Source organism: Gracilimonas qinghaiensis (assembly GCF_046602855.1).
In the GTDB taxonomy this organism is placed as follows: Bacteria; Bacteroidota; Rhodothermia; order Balneolales; family Balneolaceae; genus Gracilimonas.
In genome coordinates this window covers 562,637-583,415 of record NZ_JBKINJ010000001.1, presented here as the reverse complement: position 1 = coordinate 583,415, position 20,779 = coordinate 562,637, and the positions used below count along the sequence as shown (strand labels likewise).

The following is a 20,779-nucleotide window of genomic DNA, read 5'->3' as shown; positions in this document are numbered from 1 at the left end:
TTTACTGTATAATACTTACTGTTCCAATTTCATGTTAATTGTAGATGTGATAATAATATCACAACAACCCGTTTTATCGGGTAACTACAAAATCATGAAATCAATTAATAAATTTTTCAAATATTCTACCTTTACAGCCCTTTTTATGGCTGTATTAATGGTAGGATGTGATAATCAGAATACAGGAGATATCGGAGAACCTGATATCGATGCTCCAACAGTTATGTCTACAAGTCCTGCAAATAACGATGCAGACATAGCACGAAACTTAGCCGTTACCATCACATTCAGTGAAGCAATGGATCCCGCTACGGTTAACGCTAATACATTTACCCTGAAACAAGGAACAACAACTATTCCGGGAACAGTCAGCTATACCGGAACAACTGCAACTTATACTGCCACAAATAGTTTTGCTTCAGCTGAAGTTTACACGGCAAATATCACAACCGGTGCTAAAAGTTCTCAGGGTATTGCTCTTACTCGTAATACTGAGTGGACTTTCACAACTGCCGGTTCTAACGAACCTATAGCAAAAGTGGCGCTTGGAACATCTGCCAACTATGTTATTCTTGCCAAAACAGCCATTAATAACAACCCAACTTCTGCAATTACCGGCGACCTAGGTTTAAGTCCCGCAGCAGGTTCATACCTTACAGGCTTCGCATTAACCGATAATACCGGCTATGCAACATCTGATCAGGTAACCGGAAAATTATATGCGGCTGACATGACAGACCCAACGCCATCAAATCTGACTACAGCAGTAGACAATATGATCACAGCGTATAACGATGCTGCAGGCCGTTCTAATCCCGATTTCTTTGAATTATATGACGGAAATATCGGTGGGAAAACACTTACCTCAGGTCTTTATAAATGGACAAATACGGTTCTAATACCTACAGATATTACCATCTCTGGTAGTGCTGAAGACGTGTGGATTTTCCAAATAGCTGAAAACCTGACTTTAAGCTCAGCCGTAAATATTACACTAAGCGGTGGTGCACAAGCCAAAAACATCTTTTGGCAGGTAGCCGGTGAAGTCACTGTTGGAACAACCACTCATTTTGAAGGCGTTATCCTTTCTATGACAGGTATTACCTTAAACAGTGGTGCTTCTCTGAATGGCCGTATGCTAGCTCAAACAGCAGTAGTATTAGACGGTAATACAGTTGTTCAACCTTAATAAACAATTCTAAACTTCATATTAAGAAGTAAGTGTACATTTCATGTAACACTTAAAGCAGTCTCGGTGGGAACCGGGGCTGCTTTTTTTATGGCTGTAACCCAGTTAAAAATAATACAATCAAAATGACCCACATCTGAATTCTGTCTCGTAATTACTCATGAAATCAAAACTTTAAACTTATTTCACTAATACTGATATGAATACTGATATGATTATACGCTTTTCTGCTTTTTTAATGTTTGCTTTATTTATAACTGTCGGGTGTAAAGACAGTTCAACAACTTCTGCCAATGACGAACTGGGTTTAGATGAATCCGATAACGGGCTGGCCATCCGGGCAGTTAATACAGGTACTGAAGATCTAGAGATCTCAACAGACGGTGATACAGGCATTGTCTTTTGTTATAAATCGGATGGCTGTAAAGATGTAACCAGCGGTGGGGGGAGTCATCATTGGATAACTAAGGACGGTGAATCTTTAATTTCTACTTCCAATGATGAAGGTATTGCAGTTGGTGTTCTGATATCCTTTCAAGTAGAAGCAGGTAGCGGTTATTATGAAGTAGTTTCGGGAAAGGCTTACAGGGATGATGCAGGGTTTCTTGAATTTGAGCCTAATAAGGTTTTATTTACTTCCGATGAATTTACTAAAGGAACTAATGTCCAAAGTTCTTATGGTGATGTAAATTAATTTATATTTACCTGAATATTACTAAAAGGGTTTAGGCTATCGGATTTATCGATATGGGTGAATTTGTCTTTTCAGATAGATTCACCTTTCGATAAAAATTTATTCAGGAATTCTCGTTGCCTGCCAGGCCACCGCCTTCCACTCTGCATTTCTTTTGATGAACGTACCCGTGTTATAGAATTCCATTCTTTCTCCCAATGAAGACTTATCTACAGCCACTAACTTAAATGCAACAACCGCACTCTCTCCATATACATTGATCTGTACATCTTCTCCGTGATACATTACTTCCGGTTCAGAACTGTAGTCTGCAGATCCTTTCATACCACTCATAATTTCTGATTTTCCCATGCGATTACCGGCAGATCCGGTGTAGATCAGATCTTCAGCCCAAAATCGGTCATGTATCTCAGGGTCATTATAAGATGCACCTTCAAGAAACTCATCCAGCAAACCTGTGAGCAGTTTTTTATCGTTGGCGTTTTGCGCAGACAGAGTTAGAGTGAAAAATAGAAATAACAGTGTAAGGACAGAGCTTTTCATAATTCAATTCTTTGATATTGTTTTTCTTATTTATAAGAAGACAAAAAACAGCTAAAGCATATTCTCGCCTTTAAACTAATTCTGCAACTCCCTGATCTTTCCGATAACTCTGGGGTCTAGCTCTTCATTCAGCATAGATGATAGCAATTCATTTCTCTGATCGCTCTCCATATATTCAACTGCATCAAGTGCTATAAATCGTATCCTTGGATCCCGATCCTCTTTAAGAGCATTTAGTGATTCATTCCAGTAATCTGAATTCGTATTGTTGTTGATCAGCAGCTGAAGAGCCTCCTTTCTGATCTCGTACGGATAATTACCTAATGCATAGCGGTCTGCGATCTGAAGGGCTGAACCGGTGGTATCATCGGCTATTACCGTCTTCAATGTTTTGAGTGCTTTTCTATCATCCTCGCCACTACTTTGAAATCGTTCAGCCAGACTGATCACATCAGCCACCGGAGCGATCTGTACATAAGATCTCAAGGCGGTGTTGAAAACTGTATCTGTATCGGTCCTGATCAATTTATTCCGAACCGTGTAGGCTGCCGACTCATTACCTTCGTAGTTGGCCAAAGCTTTGAGACCTGATAACTGAGTTGACACGCTCTCAGAGTTCACGTAACCAATAAAAGTTTCCTCTGTTCCTGTTGCGTCTTTGGTAATGGTTGACAAAGTCTCCAGCATAGCTGCTCTTACTTCCTCATTCTGCTCCTGTGTCATCACGTCTCTTAGTGCCAGTTGCAGGTCCGGATTGTCGCTGTAAGCCTGTAGTGCCTTAGCAGCCTGAATACGGTTTTCTGGTTTTTTATCCCTAAGCTGACCGATCCAAAACATAAAGGGCTTGCTTTCATTCAGGATCAAGTCCGGATGGTCAGGAGTGCGGATCGTCATGTAATCTATGCCCGTACTCAGATTCACACCTACGGTATCTTGGGCCCCTGTAAAAGTAAATTCAGTTTCTGTGGTATCTGTGAAGCTATAAGCTGTTGCCTCAACCGAGACCAGCGTTTCGATAGGGTCTTCATCTGCTTCAAAAACCAATGTTAAACTACCGTTGAGTTCATCATACACGTATTCAACATTGTAGGTTACCTCATTTTCAGGTTCTGCATCTTCTTTTCTTTCCTCAAATTCTTCGGGTTGAGGTAAAGTTTCCCAGTAATAACCGGTCTTATCATACCATAGGTCTGCATAGTTTTCCCATTCGGTCACTCCTTTAAAATGTTGAATCATATCAGCAAGAGATTCCTCCATCACTTCTTTCATGTATTCATTATTGATACTCTGTACTCCAGACTCCCAGATATTCCATCTGTGTATGGATTGCAGGTTATCTGCATTTTGAAGCTGCCCTGTGTTGCGGGAGTCGGCCATAAGTACTTTGAGGAACTCATACCTATTGTCATATGCCTTCAGGTATCGGTGATAATTTCCGAACCATTGTCCGGCTATTCCACGCCTCAGTTGTGTAGCCAGAGAACCCAGGTTTTGATATAAATAAATAACTCCTGCCCCTGAGTGAATCTCTTCCCAATGATGATCAGGTAGTACAACCACATTCAGAGAACGGTATGGAAATTCTGAGGAAACTTTTTGTTCATAGCTCTTTAAAGTAGAAACTGCTATATCCAGCAATTCTTCTCTTGCTTCGGGCAGCAAGGCGTTTTCATTGGCATGCAAAGTCACTTTTTTAACTCCGGCTCTCGCATTGATAGATTCATAATTACCCAATACAAAAGTTAGCCCGGAGACCGGAATATCTTCTGTTGAATTCCATTCTACGGTTTTTAGATCCACAGAAGAAAGTTCATCCGATACCTTGGTGCCGTGAGAAACGAGTTCAAGTTCTGTGGGGACCGTATAGGCAGCGTTTAGCATAAAAGTCACCTCAGGATGATCAGGAAGAGGCATCCAGTAACGGCGGCTTTTAGGATTCAGGGAAGCCCAAACATTGCCATATACATCCTTATTGATGCCATATCGTGAGCTTGTGGTCCAGTTAATGGTTAACGCAGCCTTTTCTCCTGTTTTTAAAGTGTCAGCCAATGTAATGATCAGTGAGTCAAAAGAAACTGCAAAGTCGGACTGTTCACCGTTTATAAAAATACTTTCGATCTGAGATTCGGCTGAGTTGAATACGATCCTGGAAAGCTTTGGATTTCTCGAAATCAACGTGTAGGTACCTTTTCCAACCAATAAAGGTTGCTCAGGATCTACAGTCATCTCAAGATCCACCTTCTCTATAGTAAAAGGCAGGTCCGGATAAGCTGAATATTGCCAAACAGTACCCTCATTCTGTGCAAAAAGCTGGCTGGATAGAGCGATTAGAAATAGTGTTAAAACAATTGATTTCTTCATTTTGAAAAGTGTTCTTCAAAGATTTTTTTTAATTCCGGATATAATAACTGATTGGTGGAGTATCCATTACCTGAATGTATGGTTTGTTCTCCTTTAACATCACTGAAAATTCCACCGGCCTCTTTAACTACCGGTAATAACGCAGCGGCATCCCAAATATTCAGTTCGGGATCATACATTATATCTGCACGTCCTGTGGCCACCATCATGTGTCCATAGGCATCTCCCCATGTTCTGTGAAGTTTGGTTTGATCCAGAAGTTCCTGAAAAAGTTGTTGTTGTCCCATTTGCCTGAACCTGTCGATCTCAGTCACTAGAAACGTGGCTTCACTGAGATCTTTCGTCTTGCTGACACTGCAAGAAACGCCGTTAAAAGTGGCTCCAAGTCCGATACCTGCAGCACAGAGTTCATCAAGGGCCGGTGCGTAAATTATGCCAACCTGAGGTTCGTTATCGATCAAGACTCCGATGAGGGTGGTATAAAATGGAACACCATGAATAAATGATTTGGTTCCGTCAATAGGGTCCAATACCCAGGTAATATTACTGCCTTCATTTGTTTTGCCAAATTCTTCTCCCACGATGCCGTGATCGGGGTAACGCTTCAGTATTTCCTTCCTGATAACTTGCTCTGTCTCACGGTCAGCAACTGTTACAGGTGTATCATCATCTTTTGAAATTATATTTATATCTTTCTTGAAATATTTAAGGGTATGTTGCCCACCGATACGGGCAATCTCAATTGCTGTATCCAGTAATTCTTTTGTCATTAACTTCGTATGTTCATATAAAATTTAAAAAAGTTCTTTAATCTCTCACCAAAACTATGAGTATGATAAAAAAGCTGTCTACTTTGTTGGTCGTATCTTTTACGCTGCTGCCCGCCCTGACACTTGCTCAGGATGGACAGGTTCAGTTAAAAGACAGCAGTAAGTTAAGCATTAAAGGAAAATCAAATGTAAATGAATTTTCCTGTGAATCTGAACACGAGCTACAAAAAGATTCTCTGGATTACTCTTACTCTGTGAAGGGTGATACAGTTCAGGTAAATGGGGTAAACCTGAGCCTGGAGATAGATCAATTTGATTGCGGAAAACGTGCTATCAATCGCGATTTCAAAAGTACCCTAAAGTACAAGGAATATCCTTTCATTGAGATCATATTGAATGAACTCGTAGTCTCAGACTCTACCAATCTAATTCCCAAGCTAGCGAAGGTAACAATCAGAATTGCCGGTGAGGAACGAAACTATACCGTGCCTCTACATACTTTTTCCAGCAGTGAGGAAAGTTTTACGGTAGGTGGCAACAAAATACTCAGAATGACCGATTTCGGTCTTGATCCACCCTCTCCCATGTTTGGGCTTATTAAGGTTGAAGATGAACTTGATATTCAATTCGACCTTGTGATCATGCGAAGTCCATTTATGAATTGACCTTTAGTTCATAACTCTCCAGCTTCCGCCCAACAGCTCATCTTCGGTTCCAATTGCAAACACACTACCCGGAATAAGTTCAGTTCCACCTGTGATAGCCTCAGCTTTAAACCCATTCAGTGTTTTGTAAACTTCAAAATTCTTAACCAACCTGATCGGAATTTGATCATCAACCTGAACTGTTCCTACCTTGTAAATTAGGGAATTGAACGGACCGTTATCTCCTAACTCTTCCGAAGCTGTGGCCCATAAGCTATTGCCACCATCAATGTACAAAGCCGAGATGTCTCTGTTTTTCTTATCATCCACCCAATTTCCCGGTGCATTGACTTCGACCCCCTTTCTGCCTTTCTCGCTCCAGTTTAACGAGTAGTCTGAAAGATCAGCCTCCGCCCATCTGATCAATCCATTGGGATATGCACTCGAGCCACCTCTCTCCCCTAACAAGACCATCACGTTATCAGTTTGGGTCGAAATGCAGGCTAATCCTTCGATCTCATCACCTGCATTATCCTGAGGCCCTTTGGCATCAAATTCCGGAAGATCAAGTACACCCAACACTTGTGCTTCATATGATGTGGAATCTCCGGTCAATTTAAGATGGAACATTCGGCCGAACTTACCATCCCACTTACCAGATTCCGCTATTAGAAATTCATTATCGCGGTTGTGCAAACCGCATACAGACTCTAGATCACTGCCTGCTCCATCTTCATGCTGCCAATGAGTGACCTTAACAGGGTATACATTTATTCCTATATCCTCCGATACCTCGATAATTCCCACCCTATTCCCTTCTTCAAAACTTTTCAGGTCATACACTGACAGATAAGAACCGTCATTGATCCTATCCATACCGCTGATCGCCATCAGGTTCAGCTGCTCTTCAGCAGGTTGGATCCCTTCACTCTCTGAGTTACAGGATACCATTAAAAAGCCAAGAAGTACGAGGCTGCCTATTCGTACCAATGAGGATTTATCGTTCATAAATATGTTTTTTATATGATTTAAACCAATCCTATCCAATATAGCAATTACCCCCCGTAGAGTCACGATGCATCGTGACTCTACGGGGGGTATGGATCCATTCAATAAGCATAACTATCTCCAACAAATAAAAAAAGCCGAACAGCCGGATCTGAGATCCTGAACTATTCGGCTTTAGCGAATACCGAAAAAAGGGCGAGCCTTTCACAGCGCACCCTTTTCCTATGAGGTCGGTATATTAGAAGCTTACTACAGCCTCTAACATGATTCCGCTAAATTCTGCTCCGGCATAGTCGCCGCTGAAATTGTCATATGACTGTTTTACGTACTCAACTTTAGTCATCACGTTTTCTGTTAAGAACCAGCCACCACCAATGTTGAATCTGGAAATATCCACATCCACATTACTGGTATTTTCGCCTGAAACGGAGTTGTAACGAGTGCCTATATAGAAGTCTTCATCCATTCCAAATCTGTACAGAAGTTCTGCACCTAGCTGTGTGTATGTACGGCTGTCAGCTTCTGTGTCGATTTGACCAGTTACGGACTCAAATACACCAAAGAATTCTAACCCTTGGAATTTCACAAAAGGGTTAATCATTATGGCAGTCATTTCGCCTGCAATTGGACCACCTGGTGCTCTTCCTGAGACAGCAAAAGAAGGAGAAAATCTACCTGCACGGAAGTTTCCTGGCTCAATTACGTTATAGTAGCGTGTACCGGCACGGTCGCCTGAGTAAAGGTAAATTGATGAGCTTTGAGAAACTCTGAACAATGAACCGGTCAAACGAAATCTAAGATCATCATTAACCTGACTGTCATATCCAATTTTAGTTAGGAAAGAAGGCTTGGTTTTAATCGTTTCTTCGTTTGTGCTTTGGTTCAGTTTACCATTGGTAAGACCGATCATACCAAAAACGTTACCTGAGTAAATATATACTTCACCGCCTACTTCTGTAGTAAAGCTATCCATGATGTAGTTACCTACGAATGGATTTAATATAGCAGCACCGTTATCTGATCTTCTAAAGTGCGTGTCACCATAGTTATTCTCCATGTGACCTACTTTGATTCGGATATTATCAGCAAGACCTGCTAAGAAACCTTCCATGATAAAATCAAAATTGTCAATTTGGAGATATCCACCTTTTACCCATGCTTCAGCGTGGTGTTGTGAAGACAGATACGTACGTAAGTGCATTCTCATACCCGGTGCCAATGCGACATCAAAGTCGAGATTAGAGGTAGCTAAGTTAAAGTTAGACTGTAAATCTGAAAGATTGTTTGCATCATTTTCATGGCTTAGTCCCTGGAACTGCAAAGTGTTGGAGCCACCTAATCTTACATAGACACCGTCAAATTCGACATCTGTTGTAAATGGGGCTTCAAATACATTCAATCCGGCCTTGGTAGGTGGTGTATAATATTGAATGTTATTGCGTTCCTGAGCTTGCGAGGAGAATGAGAAAGCTCCCATAATTACCGCGACAAGCAGTGTAGTGATAGTTTTATTTAGTAGTTTCATGACCTTAAAGGTTTGGTTAATTGTTGGTTAGTTAAAAGAGTTTGTTACTGAATGAATTTAGCGTCAAAGATGACATCAACTTCTTCGCCGGCTCTAATGGCTCCGAACATTGCTCGTGGTGGATCGACGTCATAATCCTTCATATTTATATTTTGAGTGCCTTCGAATAGTACTGATCCATCCGGAAGGATCTCATATAAAACATCCATCTGTATAGATTTAGTTACTCCGGAAATAGTCAGATCACCGGTTGCAGTAAGTGAGCTGTCATTTATTGAAGTGACTTCTGAAAGCACAAAGGTAATATTTGGATACTTGTCTTTATTAAGAGCATCATATGTTTTGCTATCCATACCGCCTTTACCGCTTTTTATTCCATCTACTACAACGTTGAATTGCAGATCTGAAATGGAAATCAGCGAGTCTTCTTCAAGTTCGATCGCAGCATTACCTGAAAATTGTTCAGCTTCTGATTGCCAGTCGTGAACGTTAGACGTTCCGTCTATGACAACTTTACTGTTTTCAATATCTACGTTGTAGTTCTGCGCGGAAACGAACAGACTGCTGAACGCAAACATAAGTGTGATTAGAATTCTTAACATGTTGACCTCATTGGATTATTTTGAATTGTTATTCGTTAATTGAATTCGCTCTTAATATCACCACTCTTCATGAAGAAAAAATGAAGACGTCATTTATTTTATTTCTTTATACAAGACACTGTATAATATTAACTTACATCTGAAATATATCAAACCGAATATGAAGAATCAATGAAGTTGTTATGACAAGCTGTTTTATTAAGTCCGAACTGTGGCATTTTTTTCCTCATAAGTCTTTTTAACCCATATTGCGCTCCATTTAATACAACTAAAAAAGCGCAACCAATGCCGAAAAATTATTCTATGGGCAATCCTTCCATCTGCATGATCTTAAGGGCATTTGTTGTGGGACATGGCCCTTTTTTGATCTTATATTCAAAACTCATCTTACCATTTTCAATAGTCTCTGCAAAATGCCAGTTGCTCAGACCTATTATTTCGTTTTCCAGTGAGGCAAGTTCCAGGTCATGAGTTGATACCATTCCTGTACCATTTTTACCGGCTACATTCTTCAAAAAAGCCGTGCTCCCCTTAAATCGCTCCCTGTTATTCGTGCCTTTAAAGATCTCATCCACAAAAAAGAATAATGGAATGGAATGATCACCTTCAAGTTCATCCAGCAACCTTCGTAACCTTCTTACCTCTGCATAAAAATGTGACAGTCCTCCTTCCAGAGAATCCTTCACATTTATACTGGTAAAAACCCTGAACTCCCTTGTTGAAAAGTATGATGCATTGACCGGGGCACCTGCAAAGGCAAGCACCATATTAACTCCAACGGTTCGTAAAAAGGTGCTTTTACCGGCCATGTTTGAACCGGTGATCAAAAACAGATCGTCACCCTCTTTCACAGTAAAATCATTCGTAACCCTTTCTGAATAATGGATCAAAGGATGGCCAAGATCTTTCGCTTCAAATATGACATCACCGGAAGGATCAAAATCAGGAAAACAGTACCCTGGATTCAAATATCCAAAGTTAGCCATGGAATTGAGGGCTTCCAGTTCATAAAAATCATTAAGCCATTCTGTTAATTTTGGCTCAAGCTCTTTTTTGAGATCTTCCATTTTCATAGAAAAGTACATATCCCATGGTATCACCATGTTGACCAGAGGCCAAAGAACCTGATTGGTTTGTAATGAAGCAGCCCCAGCCAGCCTTGAAGCCTTCTTTAAATAGTATGAGGGTGAATCATCCTCATTTTGAAAATTAGATAAAAAATCCTCCAGATTTGAGCCTTTTGAAAACCGGTACTGTTCAATATATAACAGGATCTTACCGAACCGATCCATTTGCTTGTCGATCTGATACCCGGCATCAAACAGGCCCGAGATCTTATGGCTGTTAAAATTGTAGTAACCGAGGTAAGTCAAAAAGGTGATCAACACCCATGGCCCAGTTATTCCTGAAATGGCTGTGATCAATAACACGATATTGGATATGGATAACAGACTTAATACTGCCAGGCTAAGGCCGAATTTTACCTCACGTGGCTCACGCATCCACTTTAACAACTTATCCAGACTCCAGTCCTTGTCAGATTCTTCTTTCCGTGATATAAAGGCCTGAACCTGAAGTCTGTCCCTGAAGCTGGTTAAAGGCATGAGCTCCTGTACTAATCGATGTCTTTTCTTTGCCTCTTCAGTGTCCGGTACATCATTAAGCAGCCAATCGGCTAATCGATTTGAACTACCTTCATATATGGAAGTATCCATCAGATGATGGACCGAAAATTCACCTGTTATATGAAGATCATTTGAGTAAGCATGATCACTCAGGTCCCTCTCGAAAGAGTATTCAGGTAATTTCTCCCATTGCAGATCCATTCGGCCAACCTGTTGATTTTTGACCTCTTTCAAAAAAGAAAGCTGATCCCGATGATCAGTGATCTTTTTGTGTCGGGAGACCAGATAAATGAATCCCCCTGAAAGGGCCAGCAGAGAACTGAAGAATATACCGTCACTCCCCGTTTGGGCAACTGCATACAGAGCAAGTACAGATATCACAAAGTACGCCCCTCTTACATATGAAAATCGGGTACTTGCTTCTTCCAGATCACTGATCAGACGATCCAGTTTTTCAATTTGATCGTTGAACTGCTCTCGTAATTCTTTTTTTGGGTATATGCTCATGTATGATCATTATTAATAAAAGTGTCGGCTTGGAGGATAGGCATAAAAGCACTTAGTTTACAGTCTGCCAAGAAAGTGTTTTATGTTTAGTTATTAGCAGTTCCCCATAAGTTCTTTCCCTTCGATAATGCTTTACTCATTAGGCATCTTTTCCTAATTTAGTTAAACCCTTCCCAAAACCCACACCATGCAAAATCTTTTATTCCTCACCTTTTCAATTTTACTATTTTCTTCAGCTTGTGGTTCTAAGAGAGAACAGGAACCGCAGAATCCTTTCAAAGCAGTAACCGGAACTGTGGATTTCTACGAAGATTTTAATTCTGAATTCGTGGCACCAAGAAATGTGGAAGTTTGGCTCCCTCCAAATTATTCTACGGAAGACTCATCCTATCAGGTGCTTTATATGCACGATGGCCAGAATGTTTTCAACCCTGAGACCTCTTACAATGGCAACGACTGGATGGTAGATGAGGTATTGACCAACTTGATCTCAGAAAATAAAGTACAGAAAACGATCGTGGTGGCTGCCTGGAATTCAGGTGAAACCCGCTTTGCTGAATACATGCCCGATAAACCTGTGGATGCCCCAATGTTGGGCTATGACAAGGTTATATCTGATGAATATCTGAAGTTCATGGTACAGGAGCTGAAACCATTTATTGATGAGAATTATCGCACTAATCCGGAAGCAGAGTATACGTCGATCATGGGTTCCAGCATGGGAGGATTGATATCCCTTTACGCTATCATGGAATACCCTGAAGTATTTGGTGCGGCTGCGTGCCTCTCAACCCACTGGCCGGTTGCAGATAATGGCGAAAATGATTTTCTGAATTATATCCCAAAATCTCTGCCCCACCCCGAATCCCATAAGATCTATTTTGATTACGGAACCCGTGGTTTGGATGGAGAATATGAAGTGTATCAGGATCAGGTTGATCAGATAATGAAGGAAAATGGATTTACGGAGGGAGAAAACTGGATCACTAAAAAATTTGAGGGGCATGATCACAAGGAACAGTATTGGGCTATGCGGGTGCATGAACCCTTGACCTTTATTCTGAATTAGTGGGCTTCACTTCAACGATCGTGGCTCCCCACCCGCTTCTATCACTGGCCAGGCTATAAGAAACCACGTGAGGATTTCGGTCAAGTAAGCTATGAACCGTTCTCCTGAGCACCCCTTTACCCTTTCCATGAATAATGCGGATCGAAGTAATATCCTTCTTCAGGCATTCCTCAATGTAGTCCGGAATAAGCTCGCCTAGATCCTGAGGCTTAAAAAGATGAAGATCCAACTCCCCGTCAATAGGTAATTCAACAGACTCAAATTCTGACATCAATGTCCACTGCTCACTGTTAACTGTTTATTGATCACTTAAAATAGTCGACCACTCGTCTTTCAGTCACCACTTTTTTAATAAAGGATACCACTTTCTGATGATCCGGGTGCCCGGCATAAGATTTCAGGTCCTCTTTATTGTTGCAGATCACTGTTAGAACCACATCGCAAATAGCGTCATCATCGCCATCCAAAACGTTGATCCCAACTTCCACTGATCTTAGCTCCGTTATTTTAGACGGAAGATCCTCCAACAGCTTTTTAATGGTTTCAGCATTCTCAGCCTTGGTCTTACCCTCAGCCACATCCTTCAGCTTCCACATTACAATATGCTTGATCATTTTCTGATTTTTTAATTTTTGGTAATTCCTAAATATCTATTGAACTGGTCAGAATTCCCAATTTTGAATACTTCGATATTCACTATTCTTCTGATCAATATTCGATATTCGAAAGCATTTCGCACGCTGTCAATTAACGCTTGGAACCCTTAACTTTATGGTTCTGTTTAGCAGATGAAATATTCACTCTGTTATCTTGACAAACACAACACCTAATATTGAAAAAATTGGATTTAGATAAGATCACTGCCGAAGATATCGGCGAAGACCACATAAGTACCTCAGTTCAAACCCCACTCAGAGACGATGCTTTTGAAATGAGTGACTCAGAGAAGATAGAGGTCATTCAGGAACATTTTGCTGAGATCATGAAAACACTAGGCCTCGATATTGAGGATGACAGTTTAAGCGGTACACCTTACCGCGTTGCTAAAATGTATGTAAAGGAAATTTTTGAGGGACTGAATCCTAAGAACAAACCTATTGCACGTCAGTTCAGCAACAGTTACGACTATAATGGAATGGTGGTTGAAAAAAATATTGAGGTAACATCATTCTGCGAACACCACTTCCTGCCATTTATTGGAAAAGCACATGTGGCTTATATCCCCTCCGGCAAAAGGGTGATCGGATTGTCAAAGATCAACAGAATCGTTGATTATTACTCTCGCCGACCTCAGGTTCAGGAGCGCTTGACCCTGCAGATCGCAGATGAATTACAGGCTGCTCTTGAGACCGATGATGTGGCTGTGTTTATTGATAGCAAACATTTTTGCGTGTCAACCCGTGGTATCAAAGACCACAGCAGTACAACTATTACTGCAGAATATCGCGGTGCTTTCAAGAATGAAGACACACAGCAGAAATTTATTGATTACATCAGAACCAACACGCAGATAGATTAATACTGTGGCTGAAAAAGCAAAAAATCTTCAGGTTTACAATACTCTTTCACGAAAAAAAGAACGGTTTGAACCGCTTAATCCACCACACGTGGGTATGTATGTATGCGGACCTACCGTTTATGGTGATGCCCATCTTGGTCATGCCAAAAGTTACGTTTCTTTCGATGTGATCCTGCGATATCTGCGATACCTTGAGTATAATGTACGCTACGTGCAGAATATCACGGATGTAGGCCACCTGGTGGATGATGCCGAAGTAGGTGAAGACAAACTCAGCAAGCAGGCACGCATTGAGAAAGTACAGCCCATGGAAATTGCCGAGAAATATACCTACACGTATTTTCGGGATATGGATGCGCTGAACGTATTGAGGCCTGATATTGCTCCCCGCGCCACTGGACATATCCCGGAGCAGATCTCCATGGTTAAGAAATTGATCGAAAATGGCCATGCATATGAAGTAAATGGCAACGTCTATTTCGACGTGTCTTCCGATCCAGAATATGGAAAATTGAGTGGACGTAAAACTGAAGATGCAGAATCAGGCACCCGCGTTGAAACTGCTTCAGACAAACACAGTCCGGAAGATTTTGCTTTATGGAAGAAAGCAGATCAGGAACACATTATGAAATGGGATTCTCCCTGGGGTGTTGGGTATCCCGGCTGGCATGTCGAATGCTCAGCAATGAGTACTAAATACCTGGGTGAGAGTTTTGATATCCATGGCGGTGGATTGGAAAATCAGTTCCCCCACCACGAGTGTGAGATAGCACAAGCGGAATGTGCCCACGACAAAGAATTTGTCAAATATTGGCTCCATAACAATATGGTGACCCTGGAAGGTCAGAAAATGGGTAAATCGCTGGGTAATGCGATCAATCTGCACGAATTTTTTACGGGCGACCATGAATTGCTCACCAGAGCCTGGCCACCTGAAGTGATCCGTTTCTTCCTTCTACAGTCTCATTATCGCAGCACAACTGATTTTTCTGAAGATGCCTTAAGTGCTTCTGAAACCGGACTCAAAAGCCTTCACTCCATGATCAATACGATCGATGGTGCAGAAGCAGGTAATGGTGAAGTTTTCGATCTGGATGGATTGAAGAATTCCATTGAAGGTGTGATGAATGACGACTTTAATTCAGCTCAGGCAATTGCTATTCTGTTTGAGCAGCTGAAAGAGATCCGAAAACAGATCACCGATAAAAAAACGCCTTCAAATATCGAAGAGATCAAAGAATTTCTCCATGACTTTGTGGACGGTGTATTAGGTATCTGGCCTCAGGAAGGCGGTGGAAATGAGGAGCTGACCAAAGGTTTAATAGAATTGCTTATTGAGATCCGTAAGGATGCCCGAAGCAACAAAAATTTTGAGCTCTCGGATAAGATCCGTGATGACCTGAAAGAGCTGGGTGTTCAGCTTATGGATGGAAAAGAAGGCACGTCCTTCGAAATTGAGTAATGAAATGGCTGAAGCTCATATTCAGTAAGCTGATCATCGGTTCGGTCCGTTTTTATCAGCTTGCCATTTCACCCTGGCTGGGTAACAGCTGCAGGTATTCCCCTACATGTTCACACTACATGATTGAAGCAGTGAATGAATGGGGACCGCTAAAAGGTTTCTGGCTCGGTATTAGAAGGATCGGAACCTGTCATCCCTGGGGTGGCGAAGGCTATGATCCGGTACCAAAGAGAAGATCCAACAAAGAACATTCAACATCTAATATTGAACAGAATTCTTCGTCTGACGACTCTAAATCCGACTGACGAAATGGTGGAATTTAACACCTTTCTAATTCGCTCCGACCCAAAGAGTCCAGAGCGAGTTGTAACACAACACAAATATTAGTGAAACTATAAACAAATTCAGTCATCCTGAGGGTATCCCCGAAGGGTCTTCACAAATTGATAAGTTGAAGGTTCTTCGCTTTCGCTCATAATGACACTACCATTTATTATTATGTCTAAAATAGCATTCAAAAAACGCATTACCGTAGAACAAGTAGAAGAAGGAAATGACCTGGCCCCTAAGTTCCAGGAAAACGGACTTATACCGGTTGTAACCACTGATTATGAATCAGGTGAGCTTTTAATGCATGGTTACATGAATGAGGAAGCACTTAAAAAAACCATCGAGCTCGGTGAAGCTGTGTACTATAGTCGCAGCAGAGAGACTCTTTGGCATAAAGGCGCTACCAGTGGTCTGGTTCAAACCGTAAAGGAAATGCGTATAGATGATGATCAGGATTGTGTGTGGCTTCGGGTTGAAGTTCAAGGCAATGGCGCCAGCTGCCACGTAGGCTATCGCTCATGCTTCTTCAGAAGTGTGCCGACCGGCGAGGAGTTTGAGAAAAAAGACGGGGAACTGGAATTCGAGGAAGACGAAAAGGTCTTTGACCCCAAAGAAGTTTATGGAGACGCACCAAATCCTACCAAGCTCTAGATCATTGGTTTGGCTAATATTGGGATTACCTGAATCATTATTCGGTAATTAGTTTAAACCGCAGGGGTAGTTCATGAATTACCCCTGCGGTTTTTTGCTTTCATACTTACCCACGACTAAGCCCAATAAAAAAGCCCAAAACCATTGCTGATTCCGGGCTTACATTCTATTCACTCCCCACAGACAGGTTCAGGAGAGATTAAATTATTCCATATCTACTAAGCGTAGACCTTTGGGCTTTTCTTCTTCTTAATGAGTCCACCCTTGGCTTTTTTGGAGCCACCGGAATTTCTCTTTCCTTTGTTGGATCTTCCACTGTTTGAAGATGATGAAGATCCGGATCCACTCTTATCCGGCTTAGCCAGTTCTACACTGATATCACGGCCTTCAAATTGTGAGCCATTCATGGCATCAAACAGTTTTGAGTCGAACCCTTCTTCTACTTCAAAGAATGAGAAGTTGGTTTGGATATCGATCTTGCCGAAATCCGGCTTTTTACCATGCATTTGCTCATTCACAACACCCATAAGTCGTGCCGGATTTAACCCGTCACGCTGACCGACATTCAGGAAATAGCGTGTAAAGCCTTCTTCAGCCTCACGATTGTTGCTACGTCCATTAGAATTGCGGTTTCCTTTACCGGAAGAATTACGCTTGTTGTTCTTTTTGTTCGATCTTCCGGCTGAGGCATTTATATCACCTGCTTTATCGTAATATTCCAGGATCTGATTGAACTCCATGGATACGAAATGTTGGATAAGTTCCTGCCAGCCAAGGTCAGAAAGTCTTTCATAAACTTCCGGCAAATATTTATCGATCTGCTTTTGATTGACTTCGGTAGTTCTGAGTTTTTCTACCATATCCATCATTCGAACACCACAAACTTCCTCGCCTTTCGGCACGTCTTGTTTGATAAAATCCTTTCCGGACATTTTCTCAAGAGCTCTGATCTTATTCATTTCACGTGTGTGAATGATAGAAACTGAGATTCCGCTGTTTCCTGCACGACCGGTACGTCCACTTCTGTGAATGTATACTTCCAGATCATCGGGCAGGTTATAGTTGATAACGTGTGTCAGGCTATCCACATCAAGGCCGCGTGCTGCAACATCTGTTGCTACCAACAGCTGAAGTTCACCGGTGCGGAATCGATTCATCACCTCATCACGTTGATTCTGTGACAAATCTCCGTTCAACAGATCAGCATTATAACCCTCTTTTGAAAGCTTAGATGCTATATCAGCCGTTTCCCGACGAGTTCTGCAAAAAATGATCCCATAAATATTGGGATTTACATCAGCAATTCGCTTAAGAGCATCGTAACGGTCTTTTGCGTTGACCATATAAAAGTGATGCTCCACATTCAATGCGCCTGAATTACGGGCATTCACTTGAATTTCCTCAGGATTATTCATGTACTTACGTGCCATTTTAGAAATTTGTTTAGGCATGGTGGCCGAAAACAGCAACGTTTGTTTTTCTTTTGGTGTATCATGAAGAATGGCATCCAGGTCATCCTGAAAACCCATATTCAGCATTTCATCAGCTTCATCAAGTATGAGTGAGCGAACGTTGGTCACATCGAGTTTTCCTCTTCTGATGAGATCCAGCATTCTTCCGGGTGTTCCAATAACAACCTGAGTTCCTCTGTTCAGTGCACGTATTTGAGTGGAGATATTAGCCCCGCCGTAAACAGCAACTGTACTAATTCCTTTTTGGTATTTGGCAAATGCCTTGAGATCCTTTTCGATCTGAATAGCTAATTCACGAGTTGGTGAAAGCACCAGTACCTGAACATTATTTGAGTTGGCATCTACCTGTTGCAGCACGGGCATTCCAAAAGCACCGGTTTTACCGGTTCCGGTTTGGGCCAGTGCCACAAGATCTCTTTGGGTAGCTAAAATAGTAGGAATAGCTCTTTCCTGTACTTCAGTTGGGGTTTCAAAGCCAAGATCTTCTACGGCTTTACATATTTCGGGCGACAGGCCCAGTTCTTTGAACGTTGACATATAGTAATTTTTAGTCGTTTTTATCCCGTTCAGAAATTGGTGCTGTACTGCTTCTTGTCCGGAAATTTAATTAGGGGGTGAGCTATGGACAAGAGGCAAGCGCGACTGCTTGATTTACAAAGGCCAGCAAGGTTCTATAAACCTGAAAAGTATAAGATTCCAGTCTTATCGCGAACTCACGAATTTTCAATAAGCTCTCAATATACACATAAAAACTTTCTGTTATGAAACCTGAGTACATTTAATTTCTGATCAGCCTGATAGAAATTATAATTGTGACCTCTTCAGATCGTGCTACTTTGGTGCACAGTTTTATTATTTTTTATTTATGCTGAATTTGGCTCAGTTGAATTATTACTAAAAGAAAGAGGCCATATATCAAGACCTATTACTATTGGTTGATACACATCTTTATTTCATGGGTTAGATTTTTTTGACCTGAAATGCATAAGATGTTCTTAACTGTATATAGCACCTAAGCCGCGAATACAACTTTTACCAATATCTTGCTTGTTGGATATCCGTCATAAGTAGCATACTATAAAACAAATAAAACAGGCATCGTAGGTTTCCAGTCAAAAAATATCCACTTAACAACCGGGATATAATTTCCATAAATTATGTTTAAATAGTTAGATTTGACCAACTAAACATTTATATAACTGATATGGCCAATATTTCTGATTTTTACAACAATACAATAACAGTTTCCAAACTTGAGGAAACCATTGTCAAGGAATTCAATAGCAACAGCATAGAATCTTCCAATTCAATTTGGGGCACATCCATTTGCAGTGATGAGATCAATAACACTTTTTTGACCTTAGGCAAGCATTTTAAAGCTCCCGGACCCTTTTTCTTTGGAGGTATATCCGGTTTACCGTTTACAGGTAAAACAGGTTTTGCAGCATTTGCCAGTCACATACCCGACAACGGTGCAGCTATGATACTATATGGTCCTCACATTGGTATTTCTAAAGATGGTACAATCGGAAAAGTACTCAGAGAAGGTCAGGAGAATCCAAGCTCAAGTTGCGGCTCACTTATTGCCGGACTAAATGCCATAAAAAATGGAAGTGTATTGAATGTTGCTCACAATGATTATCAGCAGGGACAAGTCAATAAGGTTCTTACGGAAAACCATGAGACCATAAGGAACGCTGAAAATGAGGTTATTGAAACTACTGAAGTTGCATTTGAACAGATCAAGCGTGAACTCACGGATATTATTAGCGCCGGCATCGAAACCTTAGCAGCTAAACCTCTTCTTCTAGTCGGTGGCGTGATCATTAATACTGATTGGAATCAACAAGATCAGTTCGATCTGCGAGATATATCCTGGTTCAATAAATAACCCTATATAGTCAGCTAATATGAAATACCCCCTATTCTCAGTTATTATGGTAGTCATCCTGTTCGGATTTTTGGGATGTAATAGTTCGAATCAACAATCCACTCTGAAGCTGGACACCGTTCAGGATTCAACTGATATTGCCTATAGCATCACCGGGCTGGATGGCCCTGAAGCCGTTCGTTATGATTCGCATCAAAAAGTATATTTCATTGCCAATTTTACCGGTGGAGGTAATGATCAGGATTCAACAGGTTTCATCACCAAAGCCGATGCTAAGGGAAATATTGTGAACCTTAAATTTATGACCGGAACAGAAGAAATCCCACTTCATGCCCCACGTGGTATGTATATCGTTGATAAAACGCTTTGGGTTGCTGATGTTTTAGGCGTTCACGGATTCGACAGAACAACCGGAGAGCAAACTGATTTTATTGATTTCACACAATTTGAGATAGGCTTTTTGAATGATATATCAGCAGATAGCAACAACAGGCTTTATGTTACCGACACAGGGTCTTCAACCGTTTACAAAGTTGAAAATGGTCGGCCTTCTATCTTTTTAGACGACTTGCCCAGTGCACCCAATGGCATCACCCTCGACCCTGTAAGCGGAAATTTTATTCTGGCACCTTGGGGCGGTGATCAGGTTTTTTATTCCTTTAATGCTTCTGGCGAACTGGAAGAATTTGCAACTTTGGAAGGCGGCAATTTTGACGGTATCGAGTTCATCGATACCAATTTATTTTCAGCAAGCCAACAGGATTCATCTATTCGGGTATACAATCCTATGCAAGAAATGATCTTGATCCATACAACGGGCAGACCCGCTGATATCGGGATCAACACTGATCTTAAGCATATAGCTGTTCCCTATATTGCCCTGGATAAGGTTGAAATCTGGGAGTTAAAATAACATA

20 protein-coding genes are annotated in these 20,779 nt (G+C 41.3%); 10 read left to right on the top strand and 10 right to left on the bottom strand.

Annotated elements, in window-relative coordinates:
- Positions 1-94: 94 nt before the first annotated feature.
- The gene (locus tag ACKGJO_RS02660; protein WP_411321848.1) at positions 95-1,189 is read left to right on the top strand and encodes an ice-binding family protein; all 1,095 of its coding nucleotides are present in this window, start codon (positions 95-97) and stop codon (positions 1,187-1,189) included.
- 211 nt (positions 1,190-1,400) lie between these two features.
- Entirely contained in the window at positions 1,401-1,883 is a 483-nt protein-coding gene (locus ACKGJO_RS02655; RefSeq protein ID WP_411321847.1) for a hypothetical protein, read from the top strand.
- A 99-nt stretch (positions 1,884-1,982) separates the two neighbouring features.
- Here the strand turns inward: ACKGJO_RS02655 and ACKGJO_RS02650 are convergent, their stop codons facing one another.
- From ACKGJO_RS02650 to ACKGJO_RS02640, 3 genes are all read right to left on the bottom strand, one after another.
- On the bottom strand, positions 1,983-2,426 hold the full coding sequence (locus ACKGJO_RS02650; protein WP_411321846.1) for a nuclear transport factor 2 family protein: 444 nt from the start codon (positions 2,424-2,426) through the stop codon (positions 1,983-1,985).
- A 75-nt stretch (positions 2,427-2,501) separates the two neighbouring features.
- The gene (locus tag ACKGJO_RS02645) at positions 2,502-4,787 is read right to left on the bottom strand and encodes a hypothetical protein (protein WP_411321845.1); all 2,286 of its coding nucleotides are present in this window, start codon (positions 4,785-4,787) and stop codon (positions 2,502-2,504) included.
- Positions 4,784-5,557: an inositol monophosphatase family protein gene (locus tag ACKGJO_RS02640; RefSeq protein ID WP_411321844.1), complete on the bottom strand. Its 774-nt coding sequence runs from the start codon at positions 5,555-5,557 to the stop codon at positions 4,784-4,786. The genes ACKGJO_RS02645 and ACKGJO_RS02640 overlap by 4 nt, the downstream gene beginning before the upstream one ends.
- Before the next feature lie 62 nt (positions 5,558-5,619).
- Here ACKGJO_RS02640 and ACKGJO_RS02635 point away from each other — a divergent pair, with 62 nt between their 5' ends.
- Positions 5,620-6,222 carry a hypothetical protein gene (locus tag ACKGJO_RS02635; protein ID WP_411321843.1) on the top strand — a complete coding sequence of 201 codons (603 nt, stop codon included), beginning with the start codon at positions 5,620-5,622 and terminating at the stop codon, positions 6,220-6,222.
- A 3-nt stretch (positions 6,223-6,225) separates the two neighbouring features.
- Here ACKGJO_RS02635 and ACKGJO_RS02630 read toward each other — a convergent pair whose 3' ends face one another.
- The 4 genes from ACKGJO_RS02630 to ACKGJO_RS02615 form a co-directional block, all read right to left on the bottom strand.
- Positions 6,226-7,209, bottom strand: coding sequence for a hypothetical protein (locus ACKGJO_RS02630; RefSeq protein ID WP_411321842.1), 984 nt, complete (start codon positions 7,207-7,209; stop codon positions 6,226-6,228).
- Positions 7,210-7,447: 238 nt separating this feature from the next.
- Positions 7,448-8,734 (bottom strand): hypothetical protein, encoded by a 1,287-nt coding sequence (locus ACKGJO_RS02625; protein ID WP_411321841.1) that lies wholly within the window; start codon positions 8,732-8,734, stop codon positions 7,448-7,450.
- A 44-nt stretch (positions 8,735-8,778) separates the two neighbouring features.
- Positions 8,779-9,336 carry a YceI family protein gene (locus tag ACKGJO_RS02620; protein ID WP_411321840.1) on the bottom strand — a complete coding sequence of 186 codons (558 nt, stop codon included), beginning with the start codon at positions 9,334-9,336 and terminating at the stop codon, positions 8,779-8,781.
- Between the two features lie 296 nt (positions 9,337-9,632).
- Positions 9,633-11,468, bottom strand: a complete 1,836-nt coding sequence (locus ACKGJO_RS02615; protein ID WP_411321839.1) for a MutS-related protein — start codon at positions 11,466-11,468, stop codon at positions 9,633-9,635.
- Between the two features lie 187 nt (positions 11,469-11,655).
- Here ACKGJO_RS02615 and ACKGJO_RS02610 point away from each other — a divergent pair, with 187 nt between their 5' ends.
- A complete protein-coding gene (locus ACKGJO_RS02610; protein WP_411321838.1) occupies positions 11,656-12,537 on the top strand; it encodes an alpha/beta hydrolase in 882 nt (293 codons plus the stop codon).
- Here the strand turns inward: ACKGJO_RS02610 and ACKGJO_RS02605 are convergent.
- Both ACKGJO_RS02605 and ACKGJO_RS02600 read right to left on the bottom strand, forming a co-directional pair.
- Entirely contained in the window at positions 12,524-12,808 is a 285-nt protein-coding gene (locus ACKGJO_RS02605; RefSeq protein WP_411321837.1) for a Smr/MutS family protein, read from the bottom strand. The two genes, ACKGJO_RS02610 and ACKGJO_RS02605, sit on opposite strands and share 14 nt — an antisense overlap.
- A 34-nt stretch (positions 12,809-12,842) precedes the next feature.
- Positions 12,843-13,151: a Dabb family protein gene (locus ACKGJO_RS02600; protein ID WP_411321836.1), complete on the bottom strand. Its 309-nt coding sequence runs from the start codon at positions 13,149-13,151 to the stop codon at positions 12,843-12,845.
- 218 nt (positions 13,152-13,369) lie between these two features.
- On the opposite strand from ACKGJO_RS02600, the gene folE reads away from it, so the two are divergent.
- The 4 genes from folE to hisI all read left to right on the top strand — a co-directional run bounded on the left by folE (position 13,370) and on the right by hisI (position 16,499).
- Positions 13,370-14,056: a GTP cyclohydrolase I FolE gene (gene folE, locus ACKGJO_RS02595; RefSeq protein ID WP_411321835.1), complete on the top strand. Its 687-nt coding sequence runs from the start codon at positions 13,370-13,372 to the stop codon at positions 14,054-14,056.
- A gap of 4 nt (positions 14,057-14,060) precedes the next feature.
- The gene (gene cysS / locus ACKGJO_RS02590; RefSeq protein WP_411321834.1) at positions 14,061-15,518 is read left to right on the top strand and encodes a cysteine--tRNA ligase; all 1,458 of its coding nucleotides are present in this window, start codon (positions 14,061-14,063) and stop codon (positions 15,516-15,518) included.
- Positions 15,518-15,823, top strand: a complete 306-nt coding sequence (yidD, locus tag ACKGJO_RS02585) for a membrane protein insertion efficiency factor YidD (protein ID WP_411321833.1) — start codon at positions 15,518-15,520, stop codon at positions 15,821-15,823. The genes cysS and yidD overlap by 1 nt, the downstream gene beginning before the upstream one ends.
- A gap of 193 nt (positions 15,824-16,016) precedes the next feature.
- Positions 16,017-16,499: a phosphoribosyl-AMP cyclohydrolase gene (hisI, locus tag ACKGJO_RS02580; RefSeq protein WP_411321832.1), complete on the top strand. Its 483-nt coding sequence runs from the start codon at positions 16,017-16,019 to the stop codon at positions 16,497-16,499.
- Between the two features lie 218 nt (positions 16,500-16,717).
- Here hisI and ACKGJO_RS02575 read toward each other — a convergent pair whose 3' ends face one another.
- Positions 16,718-18,508, bottom strand: coding sequence for a DEAD/DEAH box helicase (locus ACKGJO_RS02575; protein ID WP_411321831.1), 1,791 nt, complete (start codon positions 18,506-18,508; stop codon positions 16,718-16,720).
- A 667-nt stretch (positions 18,509-19,175) separates the two neighbouring features.
- Between ACKGJO_RS02575 and ACKGJO_RS02570 the strand changes: the two genes are divergently transcribed.
- Together ACKGJO_RS02570 and ACKGJO_RS02565 are read left to right on the top strand one after the other, a co-directional pair.
- Complete coding sequence (locus ACKGJO_RS02570; protein ID WP_411321830.1) at positions 19,176-19,862, top strand: hypothetical protein; 687 nt, start codon at positions 19,176-19,178, stop codon at positions 19,860-19,862.
- A gap of 19 nt (positions 19,863-19,881) precedes the next feature.
- Entirely contained in the window at positions 19,882-20,775 is an 894-nt protein-coding gene (locus ACKGJO_RS02565; protein ID WP_411321829.1) for an SMP-30/gluconolactonase/LRE family protein, read from the top strand.
- The last annotated feature ends 4 nt before the right edge of the window (positions 20,776-20,779 follow it).